At 39.9% G+C, this 25,957-nt stretch carries 18 protein-coding genes and 1 pseudogene; 8 read left to right on the top strand and 11 right to left on the bottom strand.

Annotated elements, in window-relative coordinates; all coding sequences use genetic code 11:
- Positions 1 to 112: 112 nt before the first annotated feature.
- Both CH377_RS19135 and fliF read right to left on the bottom strand, forming a co-directional pair.
- A pseudogene (locus CH377_RS19135) lies at positions 113 to 583 on the bottom strand (endoflagellar motor switch protein); the annotation flags it as partial.
- Complete coding sequence (gene fliF / locus CH377_RS19130; RefSeq protein ID WP_086446525.1) at positions 583 to 2,283, bottom strand: flagellar basal-body MS-ring/collar protein FliF; 1,701 nt, start codon at positions 2,281 to 2,283, stop codon at positions 583 to 585. The pseudogene CH377_RS19135 and the gene fliF, both read right to left, overlap by 1 nt.
- 244 nt (positions 2,284 to 2,527) lie before the next feature.
- Between fliF and CH377_RS19125 the strand changes: the two genes are divergently transcribed.
- Together CH377_RS19125 and CH377_RS19120 are read left to right on the top strand one after the other, a co-directional pair.
- Positions 2,528 to 3,268, top strand: coding sequence for a TrmH family RNA methyltransferase (locus CH377_RS19125; RefSeq protein ID WP_100725335.1), 741 nt, complete (start codon positions 2,528 to 2,530; stop codon positions 3,266 to 3,268).
- Positions 3,269 to 3,298: 30 nt separating this feature from the next.
- A complete protein-coding gene (locus CH377_RS19120; RefSeq protein WP_100725334.1) occupies positions 3,299 to 4,180 on the top strand; it encodes a DUF4349 domain-containing protein in 882 nt (293 codons plus the stop codon).
- A gap of 387 nt (positions 4,181 to 4,567) precedes the next feature.
- Here the strand turns inward: CH377_RS19120 and CH377_RS19115 are convergent, their stop codons facing one another.
- The 6 genes from CH377_RS19115 to CH377_RS19090 form a co-directional block, all read right to left on the bottom strand.
- Positions 4,568 to 5,674 (bottom strand): M23 family metallopeptidase, encoded by a 1,107-nt coding sequence (locus CH377_RS19115; RefSeq protein ID WP_100725333.1) that lies wholly within the window; start codon positions 5,672 to 5,674, stop codon positions 4,568 to 4,570.
- 1 nt (position 5,675) lies between these two features.
- Entirely contained in the window at positions 5,676 to 6,689 is a 1,014-nt protein-coding gene (locus CH377_RS19110) for an N-acetylneuraminate synthase family protein (RefSeq protein WP_100725332.1), read from the bottom strand.
- A gap of 87 nt (positions 6,690 to 6,776) precedes the next feature.
- The gene (locus CH377_RS19105) at positions 6,777 to 8,732 is read right to left on the bottom strand and encodes an LTA synthase family protein (protein ID WP_100725331.1); all 1,956 of its coding nucleotides are present in this window, start codon (positions 8,730 to 8,732) and stop codon (positions 6,777 to 6,779) included.
- 2 nt (positions 8,733 to 8,734) lie between these two features.
- On the bottom strand, positions 8,735 to 10,876 hold the full coding sequence (gene feoB, locus CH377_RS19100) for a ferrous iron transport protein B (RefSeq protein ID WP_100725330.1): 2,142 nt from the start codon (positions 10,874 to 10,876) through the stop codon (positions 8,735 to 8,737).
- 3 nt (positions 10,877 to 10,879) lie between these two features.
- Complete coding sequence (locus tag CH377_RS19095) at positions 10,880 to 11,113, bottom strand: FeoA family protein (RefSeq protein ID WP_100725329.1); 234 nt, start codon at positions 11,111 to 11,113, stop codon at positions 10,880 to 10,882.
- Positions 11,110 to 12,411: an ABC1 kinase family protein gene (locus CH377_RS19090; protein WP_100725328.1), complete on the bottom strand. Its 1,302-nt coding sequence runs from the start codon at positions 12,409 to 12,411 to the stop codon at positions 11,110 to 11,112. The genes CH377_RS19095 and CH377_RS19090 overlap by 4 nt, the downstream gene beginning before the upstream one ends.
- A gap of 194 nt (positions 12,412 to 12,605) precedes the next feature.
- Here CH377_RS19090 and CH377_RS19080 point away from each other — a divergent pair, with 194 nt between their 5' ends.
- Positions 12,606 to 14,609 (top strand): helicase, encoded by a 2,004-nt coding sequence (locus tag CH377_RS19080; RefSeq protein WP_100725326.1) that lies wholly within the window; start codon positions 12,606 to 12,608, stop codon positions 14,607 to 14,609.
- Between the two features lie 157 nt (positions 14,610 to 14,766).
- On the opposite strand, the gene CH377_RS19075 is transcribed toward CH377_RS19080, so the two are convergent.
- Both CH377_RS19075 and CH377_RS19070 read right to left on the bottom strand, forming a co-directional pair.
- Complete coding sequence (locus CH377_RS19075; protein ID WP_010515454.1) at positions 14,767 to 15,039, bottom strand: hypothetical protein; 273 nt, start codon at positions 15,037 to 15,039, stop codon at positions 14,767 to 14,769.
- 84 nt (positions 15,040 to 15,123) lie between these two features.
- Positions 15,124 to 17,670 (bottom strand): methyl-accepting chemotaxis protein, encoded by a 2,547-nt coding sequence (locus CH377_RS19070; RefSeq protein WP_100725325.1) that lies wholly within the window; start codon positions 17,668 to 17,670, stop codon positions 15,124 to 15,126.
- Between the two features lie 98 nt (positions 17,671 to 17,768).
- On the opposite strand from CH377_RS19070, the gene CH377_RS19065 reads away from it, so the two are divergent.
- Entirely contained in the window at positions 17,769 to 18,728 is a 960-nt protein-coding gene (locus tag CH377_RS19065; protein WP_100725324.1) for a metallophosphoesterase, read from the top strand.
- A gap of 1 nt (position 18,729) precedes the next feature.
- Here the strand turns inward: CH377_RS19065 and CH377_RS19060 are convergent, their stop codons facing one another.
- On the bottom strand, positions 18,730 to 19,848 hold the full coding sequence (locus CH377_RS19060; protein WP_100725323.1) for a tetratricopeptide repeat protein: 1,119 nt from the start codon (positions 19,846 to 19,848) through the stop codon (positions 18,730 to 18,732).
- Positions 19,849 to 20,097: 249 nt separating this feature from the next.
- Here CH377_RS19060 and ilvB point away from each other — a divergent pair, with 249 nt between their 5' ends.
- The 4 genes from ilvB to CH377_RS19040 all read left to right on the top strand — a co-directional run.
- Positions 20,098 to 21,807, top strand: a complete 1,710-nt coding sequence (gene ilvB / locus CH377_RS19055; RefSeq protein WP_207797642.1) for a biosynthetic-type acetolactate synthase large subunit — start codon at positions 20,098 to 20,100, stop codon at positions 21,805 to 21,807.
- Positions 21,804 to 22,283, top strand: a complete 480-nt coding sequence (gene ilvN, locus CH377_RS19050; protein WP_100725321.1) for an acetolactate synthase small subunit — start codon at positions 21,804 to 21,806, stop codon at positions 22,281 to 22,283. Before ilvB ends, ilvN begins: the two co-directional genes overlap by 4 nt.
- A 226-nt stretch (positions 22,284 to 22,509) precedes the next feature.
- Positions 22,510 to 24,585, top strand: coding sequence for a methyl-accepting chemotaxis protein (locus CH377_RS19045; protein ID WP_100725320.1), 2,076 nt, complete (start codon positions 22,510 to 22,512; stop codon positions 24,583 to 24,585).
- A gap of 49 nt (positions 24,586 to 24,634) precedes the next feature.
- A partial coding sequence (locus CH377_RS19040; protein WP_133122040.1) for a methyl-accepting chemotaxis protein occupies positions 24,635 to 25,957 on the top strand: 1,323 nt, incomplete at its 3' end.

The raw sequence follows: 25,957 nt of genomic DNA, 5'->3' as shown, positions 1-25,957 counted from the left end.
CGCAGAAGTCGAACTCTCTCTGGATGAAAAACTCAGAAGAGAACTTCTCGAAAACGCGATTAACCTTGCCAGGCAAAAACCTCTCCAAAGAGTCCATAAGTCCCGCAGAAGAAAGGTCCAAATTTCGGATAGAAAGTAGGATCTCTTCCTGGGTCTCTTCGGGGAATTCTTCCAGCACTCTGGCAGAAGTATCCGGATCCGCGTAGCAGAAGATGAGAGCTATTCTGTCTGCGGATTCTCCTGCTACGATCTTGGAAAGTTCTTCCTTGGTATAGGATTTGAGTTCTTCCGACCATTCCGGTTCTGAAACCAAATCCTCTTTCAGGATATTTTCGAGTTCTTGGATTAAGGCCAAGGTGTCTCGATCGATTCCTTCTTTTGGGACCGTGGAAAGTCCTTCTAAGAAGGAGCCTAAAAGTTCTCTTTCTTGTTTCGCTTCTATTTTGCCGGACTTGTGAAAACTTTCTAAAAGTTTTGACGTGTCCTGAGGTCCAAGGTGGCGAAACACTTCCGGGGGAAGATGCTCCCCCAGGATTCGGAGGAGCTGTCCCGCCCGGTTTCTTTTTCCGGACAGGATACTCATTAGGTTGCTTCCTCTTCAGATAACCAGGTGCGTAGAAGTTGTGCCACTTCTTCCGGTTTTTCCCTGGCAAGGTTAATCGCGTTTTCGAGAAGTTCTCTTCTGAGTTTTTCATCCAGAGAGAGTTCGACTTCTGCGCTTCCGTCGTCCATAACCCGGAGAGCTGCTTCTCTCATCATCTGCTGCATTGCTGCGAGTTCTTCTTCGCGTAGTCTGCGGCGTCTTGCGATTTCTTTTTTGATCGCTCTGTAGATGAGGATAGTTAGTATTAAGAATAAAACAATGACCAAGGATGCGATTACCATTTGGCGGATCGCTTTCTGTTTTCTTAATTCTTCGTCTTCTGCAGCGAACTGAGCTGTGCGGTCCTTGGCAATGCTGATGACGGAGATTTGGTCTCCTCTTGCTTTGTCTATACCTACTGCTGCTTCTAAGTTTTTACGAACAGTTCTGATATCTTCGTCGGAAACCGGGATATAAGTTCTGTCATATCCAGTTCCGTCTGCGTTTTCTTTTTTAGTCCACTGACCATCAACTACCACGGATAGATTTACTTTTTCGATCTTCCAAGGTTGTTTTTGGACTTCGCTAACTCTTCTGTTGAATTCGAAGTTATTGATATTCTCAGTTTTCTTATAATCTGCTTTTTGATAGTCAGTGTCTTTATAACCAGGAGGAAGGTTAGGCTCAGTTCCGGCAGGTCCGTCAGGAGTGAAACCTCTTCCTGTGAATTGTTCGCTTGTTTCTTTGGAGGAAACTTTTAAACTATAACCGTCTACGATTTTTAATTCAGAGTAAGGAGTATTCGGATCATCCGGTCTTTCGATTACTGGAGAAACTTGGTTATCTTTATAAGATTCCTTGTCCCAATTCAACATATACTCAAAGCGAGTAATATCTACTCTGTCTTCTCCGCCTAAGAACCAACGAAGGGTGTTTCTTACGTCTATTAATCTTTGGATCCTTTGTTCTTCTTGGATCCTCAATTTCTCTTGAACAACCCTAAGTTCTAATCTCTCTTTTTCCAGGTCTTCTTCGAAGTCGGAGATGATCTTGCCGTCCGCATCTGCGACTACTACGTTTTCCGGCTTGAGTTTAGGAACCGCTCTGGAAACCAAGTTTACGATACCTTTCACTTCTTTTTTGGAAATCCCTTCGACTCCAGGAATGAAATGTAAAATGACTGAGGCTTTTACCGGAGAAGCATTCGAGTTGAACAGTTCGTCTTCCGGTATTGCGATGTTCACGAATGCTTTATCTACAGGTCTTAGGGTCATCAAGGATTGTTCGATGGCTCCTTTTAATGCCCTGTATTTTTTGATATCTTTGTCGAACTGGGTTTCGGTGAATTTCTCCACGTTGAAAAGTTCCCAGCCTTGCACACCTGCAGGGATCAGGTTCTCTTGTGCAAGTTTAGTGATAATTTCTTGCCTTTGCTCCGGATCTACGCTTACAATGCTTGTGTCTCCCGTGCTATATGAATAACCCATGGAATCCAATTTTTTAGTAACCTCTGCAAAATCCTTTGCAGTAAGGTTTTGGAAGAGGATAACCTTATTCTTTTGAGAAGAAACGGTTGTCAGAAGCCCTAAGGCAACGACCACAGTGATCGCCACTCCACCTAAAATCAGTTTCTTTGTAGTATCTAGGGAGTTGAAGAACTCCTTGATATTGTTCAGAATCTTTTGCAATTGCTCGGGCATTTTCCTTCACCACCGGACAAGATAGGGGACATAATAGATTTTCGGAAACAAAGTACAATCCCTTTTTAAAAAAACTTTAGAATTTTTTTATTTTCTCCGGATTTTTTATATTAACTCTTTCGGAAATGGCCTCGAGGCAAAAATTAAATCTTGTTGTACATAATTACTATATTAATGTTTAGTGTAAATCGTATCTGCTTCCTTTTTTGCTCAGGAATTGTCTAGGAAATAAAACATATTGAACATGAAACTCACCCAAGAACATTCAAATTTTATAAATCTAGAGGAAGCAATCCGGTTAGAAGAATATTTTAAAACTTTAATATCACCGGACAAGGTCTCTAAGATTCAAGAAGTTGCTTCTTTTCGTACAAAGTACTTAACAATTGTGATGGAGGATATATTCCAACCTTATAATGCTAGTGCTCCAGTGCGAACTTCTGAATGTTTAGGCCTAACGGATATCCATGTTGTAGAAAATAGAAACTCCTATAAACCTAATGAGGGAATTTCTCTAGGTGCTCAAAAATGGATCAAAATTAACAAATACCAAAAGCCAAATTTCGATAATACTAGACATTGTATAAGCGGTTTGAAGGAGAAGGGTTACAGGATCATCGCGACTTCTCCGCATACATTAGAAAATTCTTACGAATTGGATACTTTACCTTTAGATAAACCTAGTGCCATATTATTCGGATCGGAAGAGAGAGGACTATCTTCTTATTCAATGGGAGAAGCAGACGTATTCCTGAGACTTCCCATGTATGGTTTTACTGAAAGTTATAATATTTCAGTAACGGTTGCCATTGTACTCTCTCACCTAGCATTTAGGCTGAGAAAAGAAATTCCGAACTGGGCTTTAACAACGGAAGAACAGGTCCATATCCGAAATTCTTATTATAAAAAATGCCTTCACAACGGAAATCTTGTGGAATCTGATCTATTACAAAGGATCAGATCCGAGGGAACGAAGGTCCAATAAATCAATTTTTCAACCAAAAAGTAGGGTAGGATGGAACAGTTCAGAGGCGTTTCTAAGTTTATTAAAAAGTTTTCGCTCGTATTTGCGGGAATTTTTGCATTTTTATTTATAATCAGACTTATCTACAGTTATGCGGTTGGTCCTGAAACAAACATCGTAAACCAAGAACAAGGTTCATCCATTAATTTCGATTATGGGCGTAAGAACTATGCATCCGAAAAGTTTTATGCTCCACAGGATAAGGCTCCTATTTCTGCATCTTCTCAAAAATATGAGAAGGTCGCAGCAGTTTCTTCCAAAACATCCGAGTTTGATGAAAACGAAAAGAAAACCCGCAAGATGGTAGAGGATGCAAAAGGAGTCATCCAATACGAACAAAGATCCGGACTTGTAGGCAAAAGAACATTGCAGTTGGGTATAGGTGTAAACCCGGACAAGTTCGACTCTATGGTAGAATCTATCCAATCCATAGGTGTTATAGATTCAATTTCCGTGAATAAAACTGATAAAACAAACGAGTACAAAAACATCACTGCGACTCGAATTTCCTTGGAAAAATCTAAAGCAGGGCTTTTAAATTTAAAAGGTAGAAACGGTAAAATAGAAGAATTAATCTCTCTTGAAAAAGAAATTTTAGAGATAGAAGGCAAAATCCAGGACTTAGGCGTAAAGTTAGGCGAGTTTGATCAGGAGAATGAATTCTGCACGATTAAATTTACCTTAAAAGAAACGGGTGCGGTCTCCAGCGGATTTATTACTTTTTTAAAAAAATGTAAAATATCTTTAGAGTGGACTATCAAATACGGCTTATTATTTTCCTTTCTATATACATTTGCTGCTGTAAGCGGTTGGATCACTTGGTTTTTCGGTACGAAAATTCTTTCATACCTGAAATCTAAAGGGATTCTATAAAATTTGATTAGGTAGACGTTTCTATGAATTATAAAAGTTTCCATCTTCTTTTAATTAGTACTATTATCATGATTTTGTCGGTCGATCTCAATGCACAAAGTTCAGGCAAATGTGGTTATATACGTGATAGTGATCTGAAAAATATGTGTTTGGCTCAGGCCGAACAAAGTTCGAGCTATTGTGGTCGTATTCGGAACGAAGATCAGAAAAATTTGTGTAGAGCTCGGGTTGAAAAAAGTTCAAGTTATTGCGGTCGTATTCGTGATAACGATCTTAAGAATAAATGTAGGACCGAAGTTAGATGAAAATGCCGTGCCCTCTATGTTTTGTTCTGGGAAAGTTTCTTAGAACTCGAACATTTCGCTTAACTTCGGATAAACGCCTATCTTAATTCAGATTCGATTTAGAAAAGAAAAACTGTAGAAGCTTTCGGATCTGGTTAGTTGGAACTCCCGCACCCAGATATTCTCCGTCCACCCAGATCTCGAAATGTAAATGGATGTTTTCGTCGTTTCCCTTTGCTTCTCCCATTAAACCTGAGTTTCCTACGTTACCGATCTCATCGCCTGATTTTACTTTTGCACCAGGTTTGATCCCCCTTTTGATGGAGGAAAGATGATTGAAAGAGGTCATAACTCCGTTTCCATGATCAATCCAAACCTGTCTGCCCCCAAAATCTTTCTCTACATAAGTGACGCCGTTTTTCTGTGCCAATGCGGAATACTTTTGGAATTCTGAAAGTGTCATAGGAGAATAATCTAGGTCTGCACGGATAATCGTTCCATCAGCAGGAGAAACCAAAACGTCCTGGAAGGTCAAACGTCTAGGCGGCCCTATCTTTTCTCTTTTATAATAAATATCTAATCCTTTGTGGATCCCATTCCTATATTCTCTGGGCGCTCCTGGGAGTTGGTAATCTTTTTCAGGAAGAAGTCCGTCCGGAACCGGGTATTGATATCCGGTGAATCTATTAGAAACTGAATTAAGGACAGTACCATTCAGTAAAATCTTAAATTCACCAATTACTATACTCTTTTCTTCTTTTTTCGGAAAATATAATCTAAGAATGGATGCATCGATAGGTGGAAGATTATGTTGATTGATTAAATCGACTTTATCGTTCCTAAAAATAGTTTTCCAGTTTTCTTGGTGAAGAACCTGTATCTCATATTCCTCTGTGGCTCTTTTACCTCGAAACATTGGCACTAGTATTTCTATAGAATTGATCAGTCTTTTAGAGCCGAAATCCACAATAATCCATTCCGGTTTATTCTCTCCGGAAGAATACCAATAAGATTTAGGATTAGAATCGAATAGATTGAATGCACCGTATTCTTCATCGTAAGAAGAAGATACTGAATAGGAAAAGGGAGCCACGATCACTTTTCCGAAATCTAAAAAATCCACTTCGGAGCCTAAGGATCCATAGGACTTAGGTGCTGCAGATATACCGAAAGAAAGAGCCACAAATAAAAGACAGATTTTTCGGATCATATTAAGATAAAAAGGATTCTCCCGGTTTTGGACCCTTGCCTTGTTTGACGAGGGAATTTGCTTCATCTAACTTCCAAGAATCAAAATACCTTTTATCTTCTTGGCTTAGATCAGGGCGAAGTGAGATAGGATTTCCGTGTTGGTCTGCGTATAATCCTCTTCTTCCGAAAAATCTCCCACCTGCTTCCTGAGGTTGTACTACCTTCTTCTTTTCTCCTTTCATTTGAAATGCGAGCCTTGCATTTTCTACATAAGATTTTAGTTCGGTAGGGTCTACCGAAATAGTATGATCCGGACCGGGGAGCGTTTTATCTAGAGTAAAATGTTTTTCTAAAACGTTTGCACCGAGTGATACTGCTAATGCTCCTGCTAAACTTCCTGCAGTATGGTCTGAGAAACCTAGAGGGCCATTAAATATATTTTTATAATATTCTAAAGTTTGTAAATTTGCTTTTTCCGGAGGAGTAGGGTAAAGAGAAACACAATGGAATAATACTATATCTTTTACTTTTTCCGCTTCCAGAAGTTCTAATGCGCGAATGACTTCGAAACCTTCTGCGGCACCGCTGGATAAAAATAAAGGGAGTCCTGTTCCTGCACATTTTTGCAAAAGTTGTTTGTTTACGATATCCCCACTCGCAATCTTAAGAGCTTTGACTCCTAACTTTACTAAAAGATCTACACTCGCTGTATCCAAAGGAGTGGAGAAGAAAAAAAGACCTTCTTCCTTAGCTGTTTTTTGGAACTCAATATGTAGTTTTTCTGAAAGTTCGTAAGTCTGGAAAATATCTACCAAAACGTTCGCTTTAGGATTTTTGGTATCTAGAAAATTTTCAGTTTTATAGGTCTGGAATTTTACCGCATTCGCCCCCGCTTTTTTTGCAGCCTGAATGGTCTTCTTTCCTAATTCCAGATCTGCGTTATGATTCAATCCGATCTCAGCGATTATAAACGGGGAAGAATCGGGGCCGATCTCCCATTTTTCTTCCAAACGAAAACTTTTCGAAAAAGACATTCTTTCTCCTGAAATGAAAGGGTGATCCCTTAAGACTAGGATCGGAATCCCTGGTCGGAAAGGGAAGGATTTCTCAGATCTAAAAATTCATTTCTCAGGAAAGATCCGATTTGTATTCAAAAGTTCATAGCTCAGATTCAAGAATGCCTTTGCTTTCTGCTCATACTTATCGCAGGTTTCCTTGATCGAGGCGCACTTGGATTTGTTCTCGCTCCAAGGCATAGGATAAGCTTCTCTGAGTTCACCTTCTGTGGATCTATAAAGAGCATAATCATTCTCTATCCAGCCGATCACACTCGAAAATGCAAAATAAGAACTGTCGGTTTTAGATTCTATGGAATTAGAAAGTAGGTCCTTGCCGAAAGCAGAAAATTGGACCTTTTTGCCTACAAGCCCTAGGATAGTTGGGATCACATCTAATTGAGAGGAAATTTTTGGATCCAATCCAGGTTTTATATACTTGGGAGAATAGATCAAGAGTGGAATATTACGATCTTCGAATGGATTTAGGTCCCTATGATGTGTATGATCTGCTACGAATATAAATATGGTATTTTGAAAATATGGAGATCTTTTTGCCTTCTCCATAAATTTGCCGATGGATTCGTCTGAATAGGAATAGGTATTAAAATAGTCTGAATCCTTCATAGTTTCCGGATAAGGGTTTTTTCCGGTTTCAGGCACCTGATAGGGATAATGAGTGGTTAGAGTCAGACTGACTGCTGCAAAAGGTTGTTTTGCATTTGAAATGGTTGCATGAAGCTCTTCTAATACATCTCCATCATAAAATCCCCAGGCACCCGATTTATATTTTCCAGTTTTTTCGATCTCCTCTTTTCCTATGATTGTATCGAAACCCCAATGAGGAAAAAGAAAACTCATATTATCGAACCCTACATCTCCACCATGAACAAAGTATGTGGAATATCCTAAGGTTTTCAGTAAGGATCCAAGTCCGCCGAAATTTCCAAGCACTTGATGGGTTCTAACAACCGTTATTCCAGGTCGATCCGGGATTCCAGTGAGAACTGACATTAATCCGTTTACAGTTCTTCCCCCGGTCGCGAAAAATCTAGGGAAGTACCTACCTTCTTTAATTAGAGAATTAAAATTAGGAGCGAGTTCTTTTCCTTCTACAATTCCATCCCCGTTCGGTTTCAGGAATTTTCCGGTCCAGCTTTCCAGAAGAATGAGAACTATATTAGGAGGAGTTTCCTTTCTGGTTTCTAAAGTTTCTCGTAAGAGTGGATATTCAGGATCTATAAACTTTGCACCCGGATAATCGATTTCATTTTGTACGATCCGGATCGATTCTTCTTTAGACATTTGTAACTCAGGAAGAATCGATTTGGATTTTAGATCCATAATCGTAGTGAATACACCGTTCAATGGAAGTTGGTTTAAGAACGGGTTTTCTGAATGGATTGCTTCTGTGGATCTCAACGGCCTTGGTTGGACTCCTCCTCGAAACAATAAAAGCAATAAGATTATTGAAATTGGGATTTGTATCAATTCCTTGGTCTTATTTTCGGAAGAATACTGGTACCCATTGTACTTTATAAAAAGATAAATTAGCGCAGGGAGTCCGGTGAATATCCCGATCAGTCCAAGGATTATTTTTAAAGTATCATTCTTGATTGCAGCTTCTATTAAGATGAGTAGGTCTTTTCCTAAGAATACGAATCCTTCGTAGCCAAGATGTTTGTCTGCTTCTCCGAAATAGATCGTGTCTCCGATCAAATGGCCGGTCATCCATAGAAATAACGGAATCGGTAAAATTCCCCAGATATATCTGTAGACTTTCCAGCGGTTTGGGTAGTGAAAAGAAGATAAGATCCAAGACAATCCTAATACTATAGAAATTACACATAGATCAAAACGTATTCCGATTAGAAAGGAAATGATCACTTCGCTGATCGGAGAATTTTCCAGTTTGGAAAGATAGATAAAGAGTAGGGCGAATCTAAAAATGGTTAAGAGGATTAAAAAACAAAAAGAGTAAAATAAAATTATCCTAAGGTTTGCAGGCAGCCTTTTTATCATTCTTAATTCCAGCCTAAAAATTTAGAAAAATGGAAAACTAAAAAAGAAGAAGTATATGCAAGAACTGTCATGTAAGTGAACATAAAAACCGGCCAGAACAAAGAGTTTGTCTCTTTTTTTACTACCGCAAGTGTAGACATACATTGGCAGGCGAATGCGAAAAATACAAGTAAACTCAAAGCACTTGCGATAGTCCAAACAGGTTTTCCTGTTTCTGGGTCCTTGTCTTTTCGGAGAGCAGACCTTAAATTTTCGTCTTCAGAATCTTCTCCCTGAACCCCGTATACGATGGATAATGTGGATACCATTACTTCTCTGGCCGCAAATGAAGTGATAATCCCAAGCCCCATCTTCCAACCGAAACCGATCGGTTCTAAGATAGGTTCCATCATTTTTCCCATTCGTCCTGCGTAAGATTCTGAGATTTGTACGGACTTTGCTTGTGCTGAGTTTAAGTTTTCAGTTTTGGAAACTTCTACCCTTGGATAATTTGCCAAGAACCATAGTATAATGGAAATGAATAAGATTACTTTTCCTGCGTTTCCTATAAACGCTTTGATTTTCTTATAAACCGTAAAGAATAAACTTTTGAGAGAAGGCCATTGGTATCTGGGAAGTTCCATTAGAAAATATGCAGGTTCAGATCTGAAAAAAGTTTTTTTGAATAAGAAGGCAGCCCCCATGGAGGCGAACATTCCCAATAAGAAAAGACCGAATAACGCTAGAACTTTAGGGGAGAAGATTCCAAAAACAGGCTCTGCGGAAAAGACTGTTCCTATTACTAAAATGTAAACCGGATATCTGGCAGAGCAGGTGATTAGCGGAGAAACTAAGATCGTTGTAAGTCTATCTGCTTTGTTTTCGATCGTTCTTGTCCCCATGATCGCTGGGACCGCACACGCAGCACTGGAAAGTAATGGGATAAAGGATTTTCCGGAAAGTCCGAATCTTCCCATAAATCTATCCATTAGAAAGGAAGCCCTCGCGATATATCCGCTTTCTTCCATGATCCCTATGAATAGGAATAATAAACTGATCTGAGGAATGAATACTAAAACCGCACCGACTCCACCTATCATACCTTCTTGGATAAGAGAGCGAACTGGTCCTTCCGGAAGATAATTTCCGGTCCAATCCGCAAGATCTCCAATCCTTCCTTCTATCCAATCCATGGGCACTTCTGACCAGGTAAATAAGAATTGGAATACCAATGCCATAATTCCTAGAAAGATCGTAAGCCCCCAGATAGGGTGTAGAAGTATTTTATCCGCAAATCCTAAGATCCCTTTTTCGGAGATTTCAGAGCCGGAAACTGCTTTAGATAAAAGTTTTTTGATCCAGATGGATCTTTGGACCAGTTCTTCTCCATAAGAAAATTCTAATTTAGATTTTTGCCATTCTGAGCGGATGAAATCTCTGGTTTTTTCAGGGAAAAAATTAGAAGAAGGAAGTCCTGTTTGCAGATTTTCTCCACTGAATTCTTTAAAACTATTTTCTAATACGAATTTAACCGAATCCGGGTCATCTACCGAAAGTTTGGAAAGTACTGATTCGATTAGTGCAGTTCTTTTTTTGTCCCAAGAAAAATCGGGATTAGGTATTTTATAGGAAGAAGGATCTGTTAAAACTTTTTCTAAAACTTCTACACCTTCTCCTGATCTTGGATTTACGAAATAGCAGGAAACTCCGAACGCCTTGGATAAAACTTTTAGATCTAAATGAACTCCTTTTTTTTCCAAGGTATCGTTCATCGTGACCGCTACTATCATTGGGATCTTGAGCGAAGATGTCTGAAGTAAAAATTGGAGTCCTCTTTCTATCGCAACTGCATCTAATACGAAGATCAATTTGTCTTCCGCATCTCTGGAAAGGAGAATTCGGGTGGTTACCTGTTTGTCTTCTGATTCTCCACCTAGACTATAAGCTCCGGGAAGATCTACTATATGCACGGTCCTGTCTTCTGTATGGATGCTTCCTTCCGCTTTTTCGACAGTGACACCGTGATAGTTCCCTGTTTTTTGCCTAAGTCCCGTAAGCCGATTGAATAATGTGGACTTGCCGCAATTTGGATTTCCTGTAAGTAATACTCTGAAGTTTTCTGTTTTATATTCCGGAGTTTGTATTTCAGTATTTAATAATTTCATAAATTAGTTCAATTCCAGAAGATCTGCTTCTAATTTTCGAATGGCCAATCGAACTAGCCCCAATTTTACGATCATCTTGTCTTGGTCTTGGAATTTTCGGACAACAGTGATTTTAGTTCCGGGAAGAAAACCCATATCTAAAAGGTTTCTGATCAGTCCCGTTTTTCCGGATTCGTTTTTAATTCCGGTGATTTTTCCGGATTCTCCCTCTTCTAATTCGAAAAGTTTGGATTTCATTTTATGAATTTTTCCCTATCCCGGATCAGATCTAATTCAGGTGCAAAAGATTTGATATATCTATCGAAATATAAGATTTGTTTAATGAGAAGTCCGAATTCTTTAGGGATCTTTAATCCGTTTCGATCTGAAATATCTCTGAACTCGAAAAGAATCGTATTCATCTTCTTCTCATCGAAAGCGTCCAACTCTCCCATTTGTATATCCAGGACCATTTTGCTCATTTGATCAAATACAGTTTCTAGATCCTTGGCCAATTTTTTCTCATCTATACCTGAGGCGGTTCCATCCATACGGACTAGGCCGCTTGCGATCCTGTCTGTTCTATTTAACGCGAGGCCTTCCAAAAAGATCATTAGACCTTCCCAAACTTTTGAGGAAATCCTACCAACGATCCCGAAATCGATAAAACCGACGGTTCCGTCTCTTAGGATCATTAAATTTCCCGCATGTACGTCCGCGTGGAAAAAACCTGATTTGGAAAGTGTAGAAAACCAGATCTCAAGCGCATCTGAAAGTGTTTTAGATGGATCTTTGCTGAATTTACGGAGAGAGGTTTCGTCGGTAATTGGAGCTCCGTAGAATTTTTCCATGACCAGAACTTTTTTGGTACTGAGCTCCCTATAAATTTTAGGAGCTCTCGCTCTGGTTTCTCCGGAAGATAGAAGGTATCTTTCGAATTCTTCGCAATTGTTTGCTTCTTTTATAAAATCTATTTCTTCCAAGATGGAAGACTGGAACATTCCGACCATTTCTGAAAGCCCTGATTTGTTGAGGCCGGGCACAAATATTTCGAATAATTTGGACGCCAAAAATAGAAGGTTAAGATCCGCTCCTAACGCACCTTCTATATCCGGTCTTTGTACTTTTACAACCACATCGAGGCCATCTTTTGTTACTGCAGAATGGACTTGTGCAATGGATGCCGAGGCCATCGGGACCGGGTCTATACTTTGGAATAAATTTTGATAATCTTTACCCAATTCTTTTTTTAAAACTTTTTGGATATCGGAGAAGGGTAGAGGTCGTACTGAATCCAAACATTTTTGCATCTCCGTTACGATCTCTTCAGGAAAAAGAGAAGGGGCGGAAGCGATGAACTGGCCTAATTTAATATACGTTGCGCCCAATTCTTCAAACGCTTCTCTTAATCGAACCGGAATATTGCGGGATCCACTTCCTCCTGTAGCCAAATCCTTTAAAAGTAGGATGGTTTTGGTGGAAAAAACATAACTACTGGTCACTATACGACTAGCACTGTTCACCCCTTGCAGAAGTTGGTCTATGAATCCGGCCATTTCACTCCAGATTATGATAACTTAGAAGGAACACAATCCAAATCAGGGAGAAAAGATACTCTGTTCGGGATAAAGGAACCGAGAGAAAGGTACTCGGGTCTATTTTGCATGTTCGGCCGAGAAAACCGTATTTTGGTTTACGGGAGCGGCGAGAATTAGAGTATGGCTCTCGAACGAGAATTTCGGTCAGTGGTATGAGCGGCGAATCGGTTTTATTGCAAGAATTAGAAAAACTCGAACTGAACGACCTAAAGAAGACAGCCGCTCTTTGGAACATTCCAAAGCTACCGTTCAAAGAAAAGAATAAGAACGTTAAGTTCCTTTTCGATAGTTTTCTGGATGAGTTTTACCTCAAAGGTGTGCTGGAAAAGCTCACTGTACTCCAAGTTAATATTTATACTTCTATCTTAAAAAATAAGAATGTCCTCACTTTGGGAGAGATCTCCCGTAAAGTAAACATTCCGCCAATCAACGTGGAGATGGAGTTAAACCTTCTCCGCAAATACCAACTCGTATACCAAAGAAAAAACAGAGAAAGACTTACCAATAACCTGGATAAGTACCATGCGTATGACGAGCTAGCTGCACTAGTTTCTTTAGACCAAAATCTGAAAGGGGACAAATACAAAGTCTCCGTCGAAAAACTTTTAGATCGCAAAAAGCTAACTGATATTTCCAATGAATGGAAGAAGGCGGTCAAGGCTCCTGCTAAGATAGACAGTATCCGTAAGTTTATCACTCACGCTACTTCTGACGAGGCGTATGAGGCGGCTATCTTATCATTATCCGAATTAGAAAGAGATACAGTAGTCAGGATCTATCTAAGCGGTGGTGCTGCTGACGCAGACGATATCAGAAGTTTTATCGTAATGAGCAGAGGCAAGTACGAGACAATCATTCCTGCTTTGGTCGAAAAAGGAATGATCGCCGACGTTTGTTTCGTTGAGGAGAAGTTCGTAAGAATTTTCGCTCTACCAGAAGAACTTCTAAAATATATCCAAAATAATCCGATCCTTCCTTCCGTTAAGAAAGGAACTCGGCAAAGACAGGAAAAACTCGCTACTAACGAGTTGGACTTCTTCTTAAATACTAAAAAGCTTCTTTCTTATATTAGCAGAAAGGGCTTGGTTCTTGCAAAATCCGGCAAGGTAAAACAGGCGGATCATAAAAGAACAGAACAGGAATTATTAAATCCGGATATCAGTATCTTCCCTGAAAAAAGCCAGATCTATCAAATGGAACTTATCCTTCCTATACTGAAACTTCTGAACCTGGCTGATATCAAAGGTGAAAATATCATTCTGAGAGGGGACCTAGATGGTTTTCTCGCAAAGGATATATTCGAGATCATGAAACTCGTCATCCATGAGGTGAACGAGGCTAGAATGAAGAGAGTGAATCCTCCTGAGGTTTTCCAACCGACAGAAATGCCTTTTTACGATAAGATGATCTTGGACAAATGTGTGAACTTGATCATCAAGTCCAAACGAATCCATCTTTCTGTTATTTTCTCTAATATTATCAGAGAGCATCTGATCTTCAGTCCGGGTTTCCGAACTAAAAATTTCCAGACCGATCTGGCTGATCTTCGTAAAGAGATCATGAGTGCGATCTTCTATCTGCATTTATTCGGATTATTAGAAGTAGAATACCCGAACCGATTCCTGACTCTTTCCAAACTGGGAGAATATTTCTTCCAAACGGGAGAGCTTGCTGGAGTTACGGAGAAGGGTGGAATCACGATCAACCCGGACTTCTCCGTGATCGCGTTCCCGGAAAAAGTTTCTATTTATGGAATTCATCTTTTAAAAGCGTTCACAGAACTCAAAGACTACGACAGAGTATATACTTTCGTTCTGACCAAAGAAGCATACCAATTGGGAATTCTTCTGGGATATAAAACGAATGAGTTCGTAGACTTCTTAAAAGCTTCCAGCAGAGCGGAACTTGCCCAAAACCTTTTATTCTTATTAGAAGATTGGGGTGGAAACCTTCCTGTAGTGGAAGTCGCAGAGGATTGTGTTCTTGTGCGCACCAAAGATCAGAATGTTATGGAACTTCTACTTGGTCAGATCAAAGGAAAGAAGATCGTTCTGGACGAGATTGGACCAACCGCAGTGCTTGTGGATAAAACTCGTGTCCAAGACGTGATCACAGTTGCCGAAAAGCTGAACCTGATCATTAATTTAACAAGATAAGATTTTTATTTAATTTAGGTTTCGCACAGAGGGAACGGAGTTCACTGAGTGAGATTAATTATGTTCTGGGAAAAAGACCTGAACAATAAAACAGGATGATCTTGAAATGCTTTACTCGGTGCTCTCTGCGAGCTCCGTGCGAAACAATAGCTGTCTTTCAGTCCGGAGTGACTTTGATCTTGGTTTTGAATTCCCATTTGCGGAATGGGGCCAAGGCTTGGAGCCTTTCTTCGCTCACGAAAAAAAGACCTTCCCCGAATTTGACCAATCCACCCTTATAATGGGCGTATTTGGTTTTGTGATCGATCAGACCTATTTCCTTTACCTTATTCCAATCATCACAGGTTTTCAGGGTGGGAACTCTCCTTAGATACAATTCCTTGATTGAACCGTCCCGTACAGAGTCCCTTAAGATCTTTTCCCATTCCATATAAGCGCAAATTAGAATAAATTCTCTAAAATGCAACTAAGTTTCGAAATCTTCTTTTTCTCCCGAAATTTCGGGAGAGTATTTTCAAAAATGAAAATACTCCGCTTGGTTTTTCAGATCCTCGGACAAATGGGCGAGCCCTATAGAACCGGAACTCAATTCTTCTGTGGAAGACGCGTTAGATTGGGTCAGATCGTTGATGCTTGAAATTGTTTTCGAAATTTCTTCGACAGCCAATTTTTGCTCCTGGATCGCAGTTTGGATACCTTCCGATCTTTCCTTTACTTCCTGTCCTTTTTTGTTCACGACCTTATTTCGGACCAGCTGTTCTCCCATCACGGAAGATACCTCGTTCATCCGGATATAGATCGTTTCTATTCTCTGGATAATCCCTCCGATCACGCTAACTGTGTCTCGGATATTGCTGACTCCGATCCCAATCTCAGTTTCATTAGCTTGGATGATATTTTCAATCTCCTTCATGCTATTGGAAGTTTTGTCAGCAAGTTTGGAAATTTCATCCGCAACCACTGCAAATCCTTTTCCTGCGGCACCGGCTCTTGCGGCTTCTATAGCTGCGTTCAAAGCGAGAAGATGGATCTGTTCTGAAATTGTTGTAATAATTTCGATCACACCTGTGATTTGATCGGAACTCTGAGAAATTTTACGGATACTTTGATCAGTTAGTTCCAAAGATTTTCCGCCCCTTCTTGCCTCATCCGTAATCTCTTTAACGTGAGATAGAGTGTTTTCCAGATTTTCAGAAGTAGCTTGGATAGAACTAGAAAATTCTACCATCTCAGAGTCCAAAGAGTTTAGAAGACTGACTTGTTCTCTAGTTCTATAAGAGATTGCATCCATTCCTGCAGAGATCTCCTCGATAGAAGCTGAAATTTCCTCGGAGGCAGCAGCTTGGCTTTGTGCGTTATCGGAGATCGTTTTTAAAGTGCCTGACATTTCTTCGGAAGAATTAGCCAGACTATGAGATGCATCGAAAATTTTATGAAGAACAGCTTTTACCTTACGGCTGAATTCATTGATACTGATCGCCATTTCTCCGATCTCATCTTTGGAAAGAACTGTGAGTTTATGGGTAAGATCTCCTTCCGACATTTTTTCGATCAGGTTCTGGCTATCTCTTAAAGGTTTTAGACTTTTAGACAGAATGAAATAAATAATAAATCCAATTACAAACAATCCGCTAAATGAGATGGCCAACATATAGAAGATAGTAGAGATCGCTTCTTTGGAAACTTCTTCGTTTACTATAGTCACGAAAGATTTAAATCCGTACTTTTTGTTTGTGTGAACCACCATGGATTTATAAGCGCCGTCCATCACATACTTGATCGGGACTCTATCAGGCGCATTCACGAATGATTTTGCAAACGGTAGATCTTCCATCTTTTTTAATCTCATACTTTCGCTGATATGATTTAAGAAGGTCATTTTAGGGGTGAGAAGTCCGGGATAACCCGTTTTCCCGATTTTGATGGATTGTACGATATTATCGGTTAGATCTCCAATACGGACTGAGAATACCAAAAACGCTTTGGAGCCATCATTTAATTCAAATTCTCTAATATACAGAATGACTGGAGATCCGTTTTGGGTAGAATTAGAAGGCTCGCTAAAAAAGAATGCCTTCTCCTTATTTGTATTTCTGATTTCGGCCGCCCCAGGGAGTTGAAATGCGGACGTTAATGGAACAATTTGGCTACTTGCCAAAGTGCCTGTTCCTACAGAATGAGAAAACCAGTCTCCAGCTTCTTTCCAAACTGCTATCCCTTCGAATCTTTGGCTGGCTCCTAAAAAATTATTTAGAAAATTTGCTGCTTCCTTCCAGTTTTTCTGGGAGACCAAAAGTCCTAAGGTTTTGTTCCGAATAATGAGTTCGGCTTCTTCTTCCGTATCCTCATAAATTCCTTGGGTGAGAAGGTCCAAGGTTTGAGAAACATTCAACATTTGGTTGGTATAAGCATTCTTTAAAGATTCATAATTGAGCTTATAAACCACTAGAGAAACGCCGATCGCTAAAACTAGAACTATGGAAAAGAAGATTAGCGTTAGAGTTTTAGTGAGATTCAGTTTGACTAAGGATTCTAAAGAAATAGAACCGAATAGGTCTGTTCTAGTTAGATTATCTTTTAGCCAATCCGTGATCAGATAAAAATAAACAGCACTCCAAAGGCCACCGAATACGATCAGCCCTAATAATATAGAATAATCCGTTTTGCTGATAGGCAAAAAGATCCCGAGTGAAACTACAAAGATCCCGCCGCCTATCCAGATCCGTACCAGTATGTCTGCAGCATGTAGGACCGGAAGGCGGAAAACAGCTTTTTGAGCTCCAATGACTGTTTCCCTAGTTACTGCACCTTCTGCAAATTGTTTGGAATATTTTCGTAACGGTCTTAATTTATAAAAAGAAGAAAGTGTACTGGTGACGAGTCCTAGGACAAAGATCACTCCCATGACGAACCAAAGAGAGTCTGCTCCTGTCAGATCTAAGTCCATAAAATGGATCAGAAATACGATCGCAAATGGAGTTCCGATCAGATAACCTAAACCTTCCGTTAAGAATAGAAACCTTGCGGAGAATACGGAAATTTCTTTGTTTATGTTTTTCATGCGCGATCCTGGTTGATTTTTTTTTCGACCTAGTATGATCTAAAAAAGTTTCTTTTAAAACGCCAAGAGAACGAAACCTAAAATTTAGGAATATAAAATTGATATTTGATTCTTCTGATAAGCGGATCGCTGTAGTAGGTGATATACATGGATTCTGGACCTGGGTCGACACTGAATACTTTTCCAAAAGTGATTATGATTCCGTGATATTTACCGGTGACCTCGGAAACAATCGACCAGGGAATACAAACAAGATCGCCCAATTGATCTCTAAAGTTCGGAAACCAAAGTATATTATTTTAGGAAATCATGATACTACTTCTATCCCTCAATTACTAATGGAGATCACAAATGCCTCACCTAACATTGGTTACTTAAGTCATACGTTCCATCTTCTTAGATACAAAAAGTTACTTAAAGACCTGGGTGATACTCATATTTGCCAGTACAATCTTTCTGAGGCCGGGACAGGGGTTTCACTTTTAGGAGCTAGGCCTCTTTCTATGGGAGCCAGGTTCAATTTTCAGCTATTTATTAAATCCGTGTTTGGGATCTCTTCTTACGAAGAATCAGAGAAAAAATTCCATGAATTGATCCAGAACATTGACTTTCAAAAAGTAGATCTGATCATTCTTGCACATAACGGTCCTTCCGGTCTAGGAGACAAGGCTTACGATATTTGGGGTTGTGATTTCAAAAAGGAAGAAGGGGATTTCGGAGATAAGGATCTTGGCAATTTTATCCGAACAATTGTAAGCCAAGGCAAAAGTCCTAAGGTAGTGATTGCAGGGCATATGCATCATTCTTCTAGGAAATTAAGAGTAAAGACTAGGATTTGGAAAAAGAAAGAAGAAGATACACTATACCTAAACCCGGCCCGAGTACCTCGAATCTTTTCAGACAAGAGAGGAGATATTTGGCACCATCATGTGGAACTAACTAGAAAAGATGGGGTTTGGGCTGCGGAAGCGAAATATTTAAAGAATGGAGTGGAAGAAATTTTTCCCCTCCCTGAGTTCATAGAGAGGGAGAAAAATCGGATCGAAATGAAAGGTTGAATTATTCCGAGAAAGAATCCAACTTTTGTTTCACTTCTTCGTTTAAAGGCTGCTTTCTGTGGAAGTCGTTTAATAACTTGAGAGCATCGTCTCTTTTTCCCATATCGGAATAAAGTTCCGAAAGTTCTACCACAGGACGAGGATCCATCGGGAACTTTTTGTGTAGATCCACATAAATTTCCTCTGCCTTGTCTCTTGCACCTTTCATTTTTAAGGAAGAAGCTTTTCCAAGAAGTGCGAAATAGTCCTCACCTTCAGAAAGAATTCTATTAAAACATTCTAATGCTTTATCGAATTCTCCCATACCTCTTAAACTATCTGCATATCTGTTGATGATAAGTTTATTGTCCGGATCGAATTCCAAAATTCTTTCCCAGAACTCGTTTGCTTTGCGAAAATCTTTTTTACCACGATAAGATTCTGCCAAACCATATAATGCAAAGAAGTTTCTTGGGTCTAAATCTGCAGCTCTGCGATAATAACGAATCGCTTCATCAAAGTCTTTGATCTTACGATAGCTGTTTCCTATCTCAGTCAAGATCTTGATATTGTCCGGTTGGATGACTAAAAGTTTTTCCCACCAGCTGATCGCGTCTTTATATCTTTGGCAGGCAAAGAATAAATGCCCCAAACCTACGATCACGTACTGATCCTTAGGATTGATCTGCAATGCCTGCATATAATATACTTCTGATTCTTTGAAGTTTTTGAGTTTTCTATGAGCGTCAGCCACTCTACTTAAAATAGATGCGTCTGTGATAGTAATATGCCTGTATTCTTCCGCTACTTCGATGACCCGATTGAGTAGGTTCATCTCTCTATAGCAGTTCATAAGTCCCATTAAGGAGAACTTATTGGATGAATCTTCTTTGATACATCTGTTATAAAAATCCAGAGCCTGTCTGAATTCTTTTCGTTTAAAATGAAGGTCTCCCATTCCAACTAAACCGTAGGTATTACTCGGTTCTTTAGCCAGAAGTTCCTTTAATTTGGATTCGGCCTTATCCCATTGTCTGCTATCCAGAAAACGGTAGGCTTCTTTTGCTAAACTTTTGATCTGAGCAAAATGTGAATCTTCTTCTTCCTTTCCTGCTTGGGGTTTTTCAATAGGCTCGTTCATAGGACCGAAGTTCCTTTTTAAATTTAGAAAGAAGATCTGTGAGATTCTTCATTCAATTTTTTATTTAATATTACTTTGACGGATGAGTAAAGGTTTTCCTTGGTACTAAATTCGTAAAGAAAATTTGAAATTGGAAAAAAAGAGAGAAATGCCGGTTTGCAGTGCATAAAATAATACGAAAGTTATAGTCCATTCTTCCTTCTTGACAGGGCCCTTACTTCGCATGGAATGGATTCTAACGAGGGAAAGATGCCGAAAACCGAAGCAAAAATCTCCGGTGCCCGCTTGATGGTCGAACTCCTGGAAGAATACGGAGTGGATATCGTCTTCGGATATCCAGGCGGAGCGATTCTGCCATTTTACGACGAATTATATAAAAGTACTAAAATAAAACATATCCTAGTCCGCCATGAACAAGGCGCCATCCATATGGCAGAAGGGTATGCTCGTTCTACAGGTAAGCTCGGAGTATGTATAGCCACTTCCGGTCCTGGAGCTACGAACCTTGTGACTGGACTTACTGATGCAAAACTAGACTCTGTTCCTATACTTGCGATTACCGGACAGGTGGCGACCAACGCGATTGGAACAGATGCTTTCCAAGAAGCTGATATTTATGGAATCACTATCCCGATCACAAAGTACAATGCACTCATAAAGTCTGCAGACGATATCGCTAGACATTTCCAAGAGGCGACCTTAGTCGCTTTAGGTGGAAGACCCGGTCCCGTTCTTTTGGATTTTCCTAAGGATGTTCAGACGGAACTTACTTCTGTTCGCAAAGTAGATAAACTTAAAATAGATTCTAGACATTATCAAAAGCCGCCGATCGGGGGAGATCTAGATTCCTTCGCGGCCGCATTGAATAAGGCAAAACGTCCTCTTCTGTATGTGGGAGGAGGAGCAATCAATGCAAATGCTTCCAAAGAGATCAAAGAGTTAGCGGAGAAGGGGAATATCCCTGTTACTACAACTCTTATGGGGATCGGAGCATTTCCCGGAACTCACCAACTCTCAGTTGGAATGCTTGGGATGCATGGCACGGCTTATGCAAATAAAGCTGTATTAGAATGTGATTATATTCTAAACTTAGGAGCTAGGTTTGATGACCGAGTTGCTAAACCAGGTGAATTTGCGGAGAATGCTGTACGTGCTCATATAGATATAGACACTGCGGAATTTAACAAAAGGGTCTCCGTAGATTATCTTCTACACGGAGACCTGAAAGAAGTCCTAAAGGCGCTTATTCCAAAAGTGAATAAGGTGGACCGTCCTGAATGGGTCGGATTCTTGGATACATTAAAGAAAAATCATCCATTAGAATTTGATGATACTACGGATACCATCAAACCTCAGGGGTTCTTACAGAAATTATACGAAAAGAGTAAGGGTAAGGCAATTGTCTCCACGGATGTGGGACAACACCAGATGTGGGCCGCTCAATACTATCTTTTTGAAGAGGCGAATCGTTGGCTTACTTCCGGTGGGCTTGGTACCATGGGTTACGGTCTTCCCGCAGCCATAGGAGCTAAATTCGGAAATCCTAATAAAACAGTGATCTGCGTTTCCGGAGATGGTTCCATCCAGATGAATATTCAGGAATTGGCAACCATAGCGATGTACAAGAAAGGGGTTAAAATCCTGATCTTTAATAATAACTTCTTAGGAATGGTCCGTCAATGGCAGGAACTATTCTATGAGGAAAGGTTCTCCGAGTCTGAATGGAATTATAATCCTGATTTCGTAAAATTAGGAGAGGCTTATTCCATAAAAGGTTTAAGAATTTCTAATAAATCTGAGATCGACAAGGCATTGGAATTTTTCTTAGAAGATGATGATGCAAGGATCCTAGAAGTCATGATCCCAGCAGAAGAAAAAGTATTCCCAATGATCCCTGCGGGTAAATCCCAAAAAGACATGATCGAATTCTCCGACACAGTTCGGGCCGGTAAAAAATGAAACATATACTAAAAATTTTGGTAAACAATCATCCGGGTGTGATGAGCCATGTGTCCGGACTATTTACCAGAAGAAGTTATAATATAGATTCTATCGCGGTAGGCGTCACTCAAGACTCTGAAATTTCGAATATGGTGATCGTCGTTAAGGGAGATGATTCAGTAGTAGAGCAGGTAAAACGCCAACTTCTGAAACTTCCTGATGTGATCGAGGTAGAGGATCTTGCCTATCATGATTGTATTAGCAGAGAGTTAGTACTTGTAGTGGTTAAGGTAGAAGATTCCAATCGTACTGAGATCATTTCTATTTGCGAAGTTTTCCAAGCAAAAATTGCGGATCTGACAAAGACCACAATGACCGTAGAGTTTTCTGGAAATACCAGACAAGTGGAACATTTTCTGGAAATGATGCAGAAGTATGGGATCCAAGAAATCGCCCGTACTGGCCAGATTGCTTTAAAATACAGATCTACCTGATTCTGCTTGAAATAGCGGATTTTTCTAGCAAAACTAATTGTTACAAAATTATTACAATTAGGTTACAATGGAAATCCGCTTTGGAAATTAATTTCCAAGGTAAAACTAACAAATATTCGAAATAAAAGGATCTTATCCGCAGATCCTTTTTCTTTTTTACAATTTCGTATCGGAAAGAATTTTTTTTTGTTCCATATTTGCGGTTTCCCTATTCTAATTCCCTCCTATGAGTATCAGGGCCCGAATTTCATTATATCTCTCATTAGTTCTATTCTTAGGCTTTGCAGTTCTTACTGCTATCAATTCGGTGATCTCATATCGCAGTTTGCATTCTGAGATCGAGTCCGGTTCTGCATTAAGCGCAGAAAGATATACTTTTGAAGTGAAAGATTATTTGGATAACGCGATGGGTATGACGCGAGGATTCCGAATGCTTCTCATCTTCTCTAATCCTAAGAGAGAAGAAGTCGTAAATACAATGTTGGAGATCCTACATCGAAATCCTAAATGGTTTGGAATGTGGGCAGTGTACGAACCGAATGCATTTGATGGTTTGGACGCTCAGTTTAAAAATAAGAAGGGACATGATTCAACAGGAAGATTTATCACTTACGTTCATTCCGTGAAATCAGTTACGGATGCTGTGGTAGAACCTTCTACCAATTATGAAGCTACGGATGGGAGCGGGGACTTTTATCAGATCCCTAAAAAGACAATGGAACCTTTCGTAACGGATCCATATTCATATTCTGCAGGCGGAAAACAAGTACAGATGATCTCTCTTTGTGTTCCTGTGAGTAATGCAGGGAAATTCTGGGGCGTACTTGGAATGGACATTACTACCGCCCAACTACAAGAGGCTATGGGAAGTATAAAACCATTTCGCGGTTTAGGATATCTTGCTCTTATATCTCCTAAAGGAATTTATGCTGCGAACGGTGGTGATCCTAGCTTAGTAGGAAAAGTTATCCCTGATGCAGAAGAATTAAAACTAGTCCAAACTAAATCAGAAGAGCATGAACGTTTTACACATGAGTCGAATAGTTATACTCACCATTTTTTCCCATTTAAGATAGGCAAAGGGCAAAAACAATGGATAATGCAGATCAGTATTCCTAATTCCATTTTTGGAAAAGAACTATTAAGTGTACTTTTGCAAAATGCGATCTCTTCGTTACTCATCGTAAGTTTGATCGTTGTAGTTCTCCATTTTATATTCCAAAAATTAATTTCTACAGGATTATTAAAAGCAATCGGATTCTCGGAAGAGATTGCAAAAGGGAATTTACTCGCTTCCTCGGACTATCATCGTAAGGATGAGATCGGTGCATTATTAGCCGCAATGAATACGATGAGAGAACATTTATTTGGTGTAGTAAAAGAGATTGGATCTTCTACGAATAAGTTAGCCGGAACAGCTGAGAAAATGGCTGTTTCTTCTAGGAATTTCTCAGACGTAGCGCAAACCCAAGCTTCTGCAGCGGAAGAATGTTCTGCAGCGGTAGAAGAATTGGCTGCTTCTGCCCAAAACGTTGGTAAGTCCATGCAAAGAGCTGTCTCTAGCATGAGAGAGATCGACGGTAACGTAATTTTATTAAAAGAGCAGATTGCAAGTATTAACGCGGAGATGCAAGGCTTGGTGAGTTTAGCTGCTTCTTCCAAAGACGAAGCAGTCACTGGGGAATCTGCGATGAGCACTTCTAATCGTGCCATGGGTGCGATCGGGGATAGCGCCTCTAGGATTAATGAGATACTTTCTTTGATCACTGAGATTTCTGAAAAAACGAACCTTCTTGCATTAAACGCAGCGATAGAAGCAGCCAGGGCGGGAGAGGCAGGAAAAGGTTTCGCGGTCGTCGCAGAAGAGATCGGTAAACTTGCCTCCCAAACTTCCAGCTCTGTACAAGAAATTGGCGGATTGGTAAATTCCACAAATACCGCAGTTTTAGACGGAAATAAAAAAATGGGAGAAGCCTCTCAAATACTACAAAGGATCAAAGAAAGGGTGGATGAATTCGATAAATCCGCTAAGGCAGTTTTGAGTTCCGTTAAAACCCAAGAATCAAATACTAAAGAGATCGCAGAAAGTGCAAATTCTTTGATGACTTTCAGCCTTCAGATTGAAGAGGCAGTGAGCGAGCAAAGAAGAGCAACGGAGGAAATCACCAAAACCATCGTAAATATCTCTGAAGGAACTCAGGATATTGCGACTGGGGCGGATGATCTTACTACATTCTCCGGAGACATGCATGGTCAGTCAGAACAATTGTCCAACCTGATCGGAAAATTCAAAGTAAGTTAGTAAGAAAAAGTATTCCAAAATTTCTTTCCAGTTTCAAAATGGAGCCCTTATGAGTATTCGGCTCCGAATTTCTTTATATATTTCCATCGTTCTATTTATCGCATTTTCCCTGCTTGCGGCTTATAATTCCTATTCTTCTTACCAGAACCTGAGAGAGGAAGTGGAACAAAGTTCCGATGTCACGGCGGAAAGATGGACCTTCGAAATCATGGAGCAGCTGAATACTCTCATGGGTTTGATCCGTGGTCTTAGATTTCCTTTAATTTACGCTTCTCCTCCAAGAGAACAGGTGACGCAAACTCTTCGCGAGATCATGAAACGTAATGAAGACTATTTTGGGATGTGGATTTGTTACGAGCCAAATGCGTATGACGGCAAGGATGCCTTGTATAAAAATAAGCTTGGCCATGATGAATCAGGTCGTTTTATACCGTACCTAAACCGAGCTCGTGCTAAGGACATTGTGGATCTGGAACCTTTACGAGATTATAATAATACGGATGGGACTGGAGATTTCTATCAGGTCACTAAGAAAACAGATAAACCTACAGTGGTTGGTCCTTATCAATATACTGTAAGTGGTAAAAGTATTTTAATGATCTCTCTTGTGGTTCCTATCAGCGTGCCGGGTCATTTTTATGGCGCCGCAGGTATGGACATAGATCTGAAATATCTCCAAGAAAAGATCGGGAATAAAAAACCTTTTAGGAATAAAGGTCATATCGCTCTTATTTCACCTCTCGGCCTATATGCGATCAACGGAGAAAACCCTGAGCTGCTTGGTAAGAAGATCTCAGATGAGAACGAACTCAAACATTATCTAGAAAATGTAAACGAAGGAAAACGATTCATATACGAGTCCGGAGGAAATACGGAGTATTATTTCCCGTTCCATATAGGAAAGGATCCTAAATTTTGGACCCTGATGGTTAGCATTCCAAATTCAGTATATTATGAAAGTATTGGAGATATTATCCTAAAAGCCGCTCTTTCTTCTTTCTTGATCTTAGTTGTAGTATTACTTTCTTTAAATTTAATATTCGATCGATTGGTAAGCTCCGGACTTCTGAAAGCGATCGGTTTTTCTGATGAGATCGCTAAGGGAAATCTAACGGTTAAGAATGATTATCCGGTGAAAGATGAGATCGGTACTTTATTTATCTCAATGGACCAGATGAGGGAAAATCTTTTGAATGTGGTCAAGGAGATGAGATCTTCATCCGAAAAATTAAGTTCTAAATCGGAAGAGATGGCTGTTTCTTCCAGGAACTTTGCTGATATCGCACAGACCCAAGCCTCTGCTGCAGAAGAATGTTCTGCAGCGGTAGAAGAATTGGCTGCTTCTGCCCAAAACGTTGGTAAGTCCATGCAA

This window comes from Leptospira haakeii (assembly GCF_002812045.1).
Classification (GTDB): Bacteria; Spirochaetota; Leptospiria; order Leptospirales; family Leptospiraceae; genus Leptospira_B; species Leptospira_B haakeii.
The sequence above is the reverse complement of the archived record's forward strand: the minus strand, read 5'-3'. Positions and strand labels throughout refer to the sequence as shown.

Coding starts and splice junctions, on each gene's coding strand:
- fliF (WP_086446525.1), bottom strand. CDS start 2,283: ATGCCCGAGCAATTGCAAAAGATTCTGAACAATATCAAGGAGTTCTTC.
- CH377_RS19125 (WP_100725335.1), top strand. CDS start 2,528: ATGAAACTCACCCAAGAACATTCAAATTTTATAAATCTAGAGGAAGCA.
- CH377_RS19120 (WP_100725334.1), top strand. CDS start 3,299: ATGGAACAGTTCAGAGGCGTTTCTAAGTTTATTAAAAAGTTTTCGCTC.
- CH377_RS19115 (WP_100725333.1), bottom strand. CDS start 5,674: ATGATCCGAAAAATCTGTCTTTTATTTGTGGCTCTTTCTTTCGGTATA.
- CH377_RS19110 (WP_100725332.1), bottom strand. CDS start 6,689: ATGTCTTTTTCGAAAAGTTTTCGTTTGGAAGAAAAATGGGAGATCGGC.
- CH377_RS19105 (WP_100725331.1), bottom strand. CDS start 8,732: ATGATAAAAAGGCTGCCTGCAAACCTTAGGATAATTTTATTTTACTCT.
- feoB (WP_100725330.1), bottom strand. CDS start 10,876: ATGAAATTATTAAATACTGAAATACAAACTCCGGAATATAAAACAGAA.
- CH377_RS19095 (WP_100725329.1), bottom strand. CDS start 11,113: ATGAAATCCAAACTTTTCGAATTAGAAGAGGGAGAATCCGGAAAAATC.
- CH377_RS19090 (WP_100725328.1), bottom strand. CDS start 12,411: ATGGCCGGATTCATAGACCAACTTCTGCAAGGGGTGAACAGTGCTAGT.
- CH377_RS19080 (WP_100725326.1), top strand. CDS start 12,606: ATGAGCGGCGAATCGGTTTTATTGCAAGAATTAGAAAAACTCGAACTG.
- CH377_RS19075 (WP_010515454.1), bottom strand. CDS start 15,039: ATGGAATGGGAAAAGATCTTAAGGGACTCTGTACGGGACGGTTCAATC.
- CH377_RS19070 (WP_100725325.1), bottom strand. CDS start 17,670: ATGAAAAACATAAACAAAGAAATTTCCGTATTCTCCGCAAGGTTTCTA.
- CH377_RS19060 (WP_100725323.1), bottom strand. CDS start 19,848: ATGAACGAGCCTATTGAAAAACCCCAAGCAGGAAAGGAAGAAGAAGAT.
- ilvB (WP_207797642.1), top strand. CDS start 20,098: ATGCCGAAAACCGAAGCAAAAATCTCCGGTGCCCGCTTGATGGTCGAA.
- ilvN (WP_100725321.1), top strand. CDS start 21,804: ATGAAACATATACTAAAAATTTTGGTAAACAATCATCCGGGTGTGATG.
- CH377_RS19045 (WP_100725320.1), top strand. CDS start 22,510: ATGAGTATCAGGGCCCGAATTTCATTATATCTCTCATTAGTTCTATTC.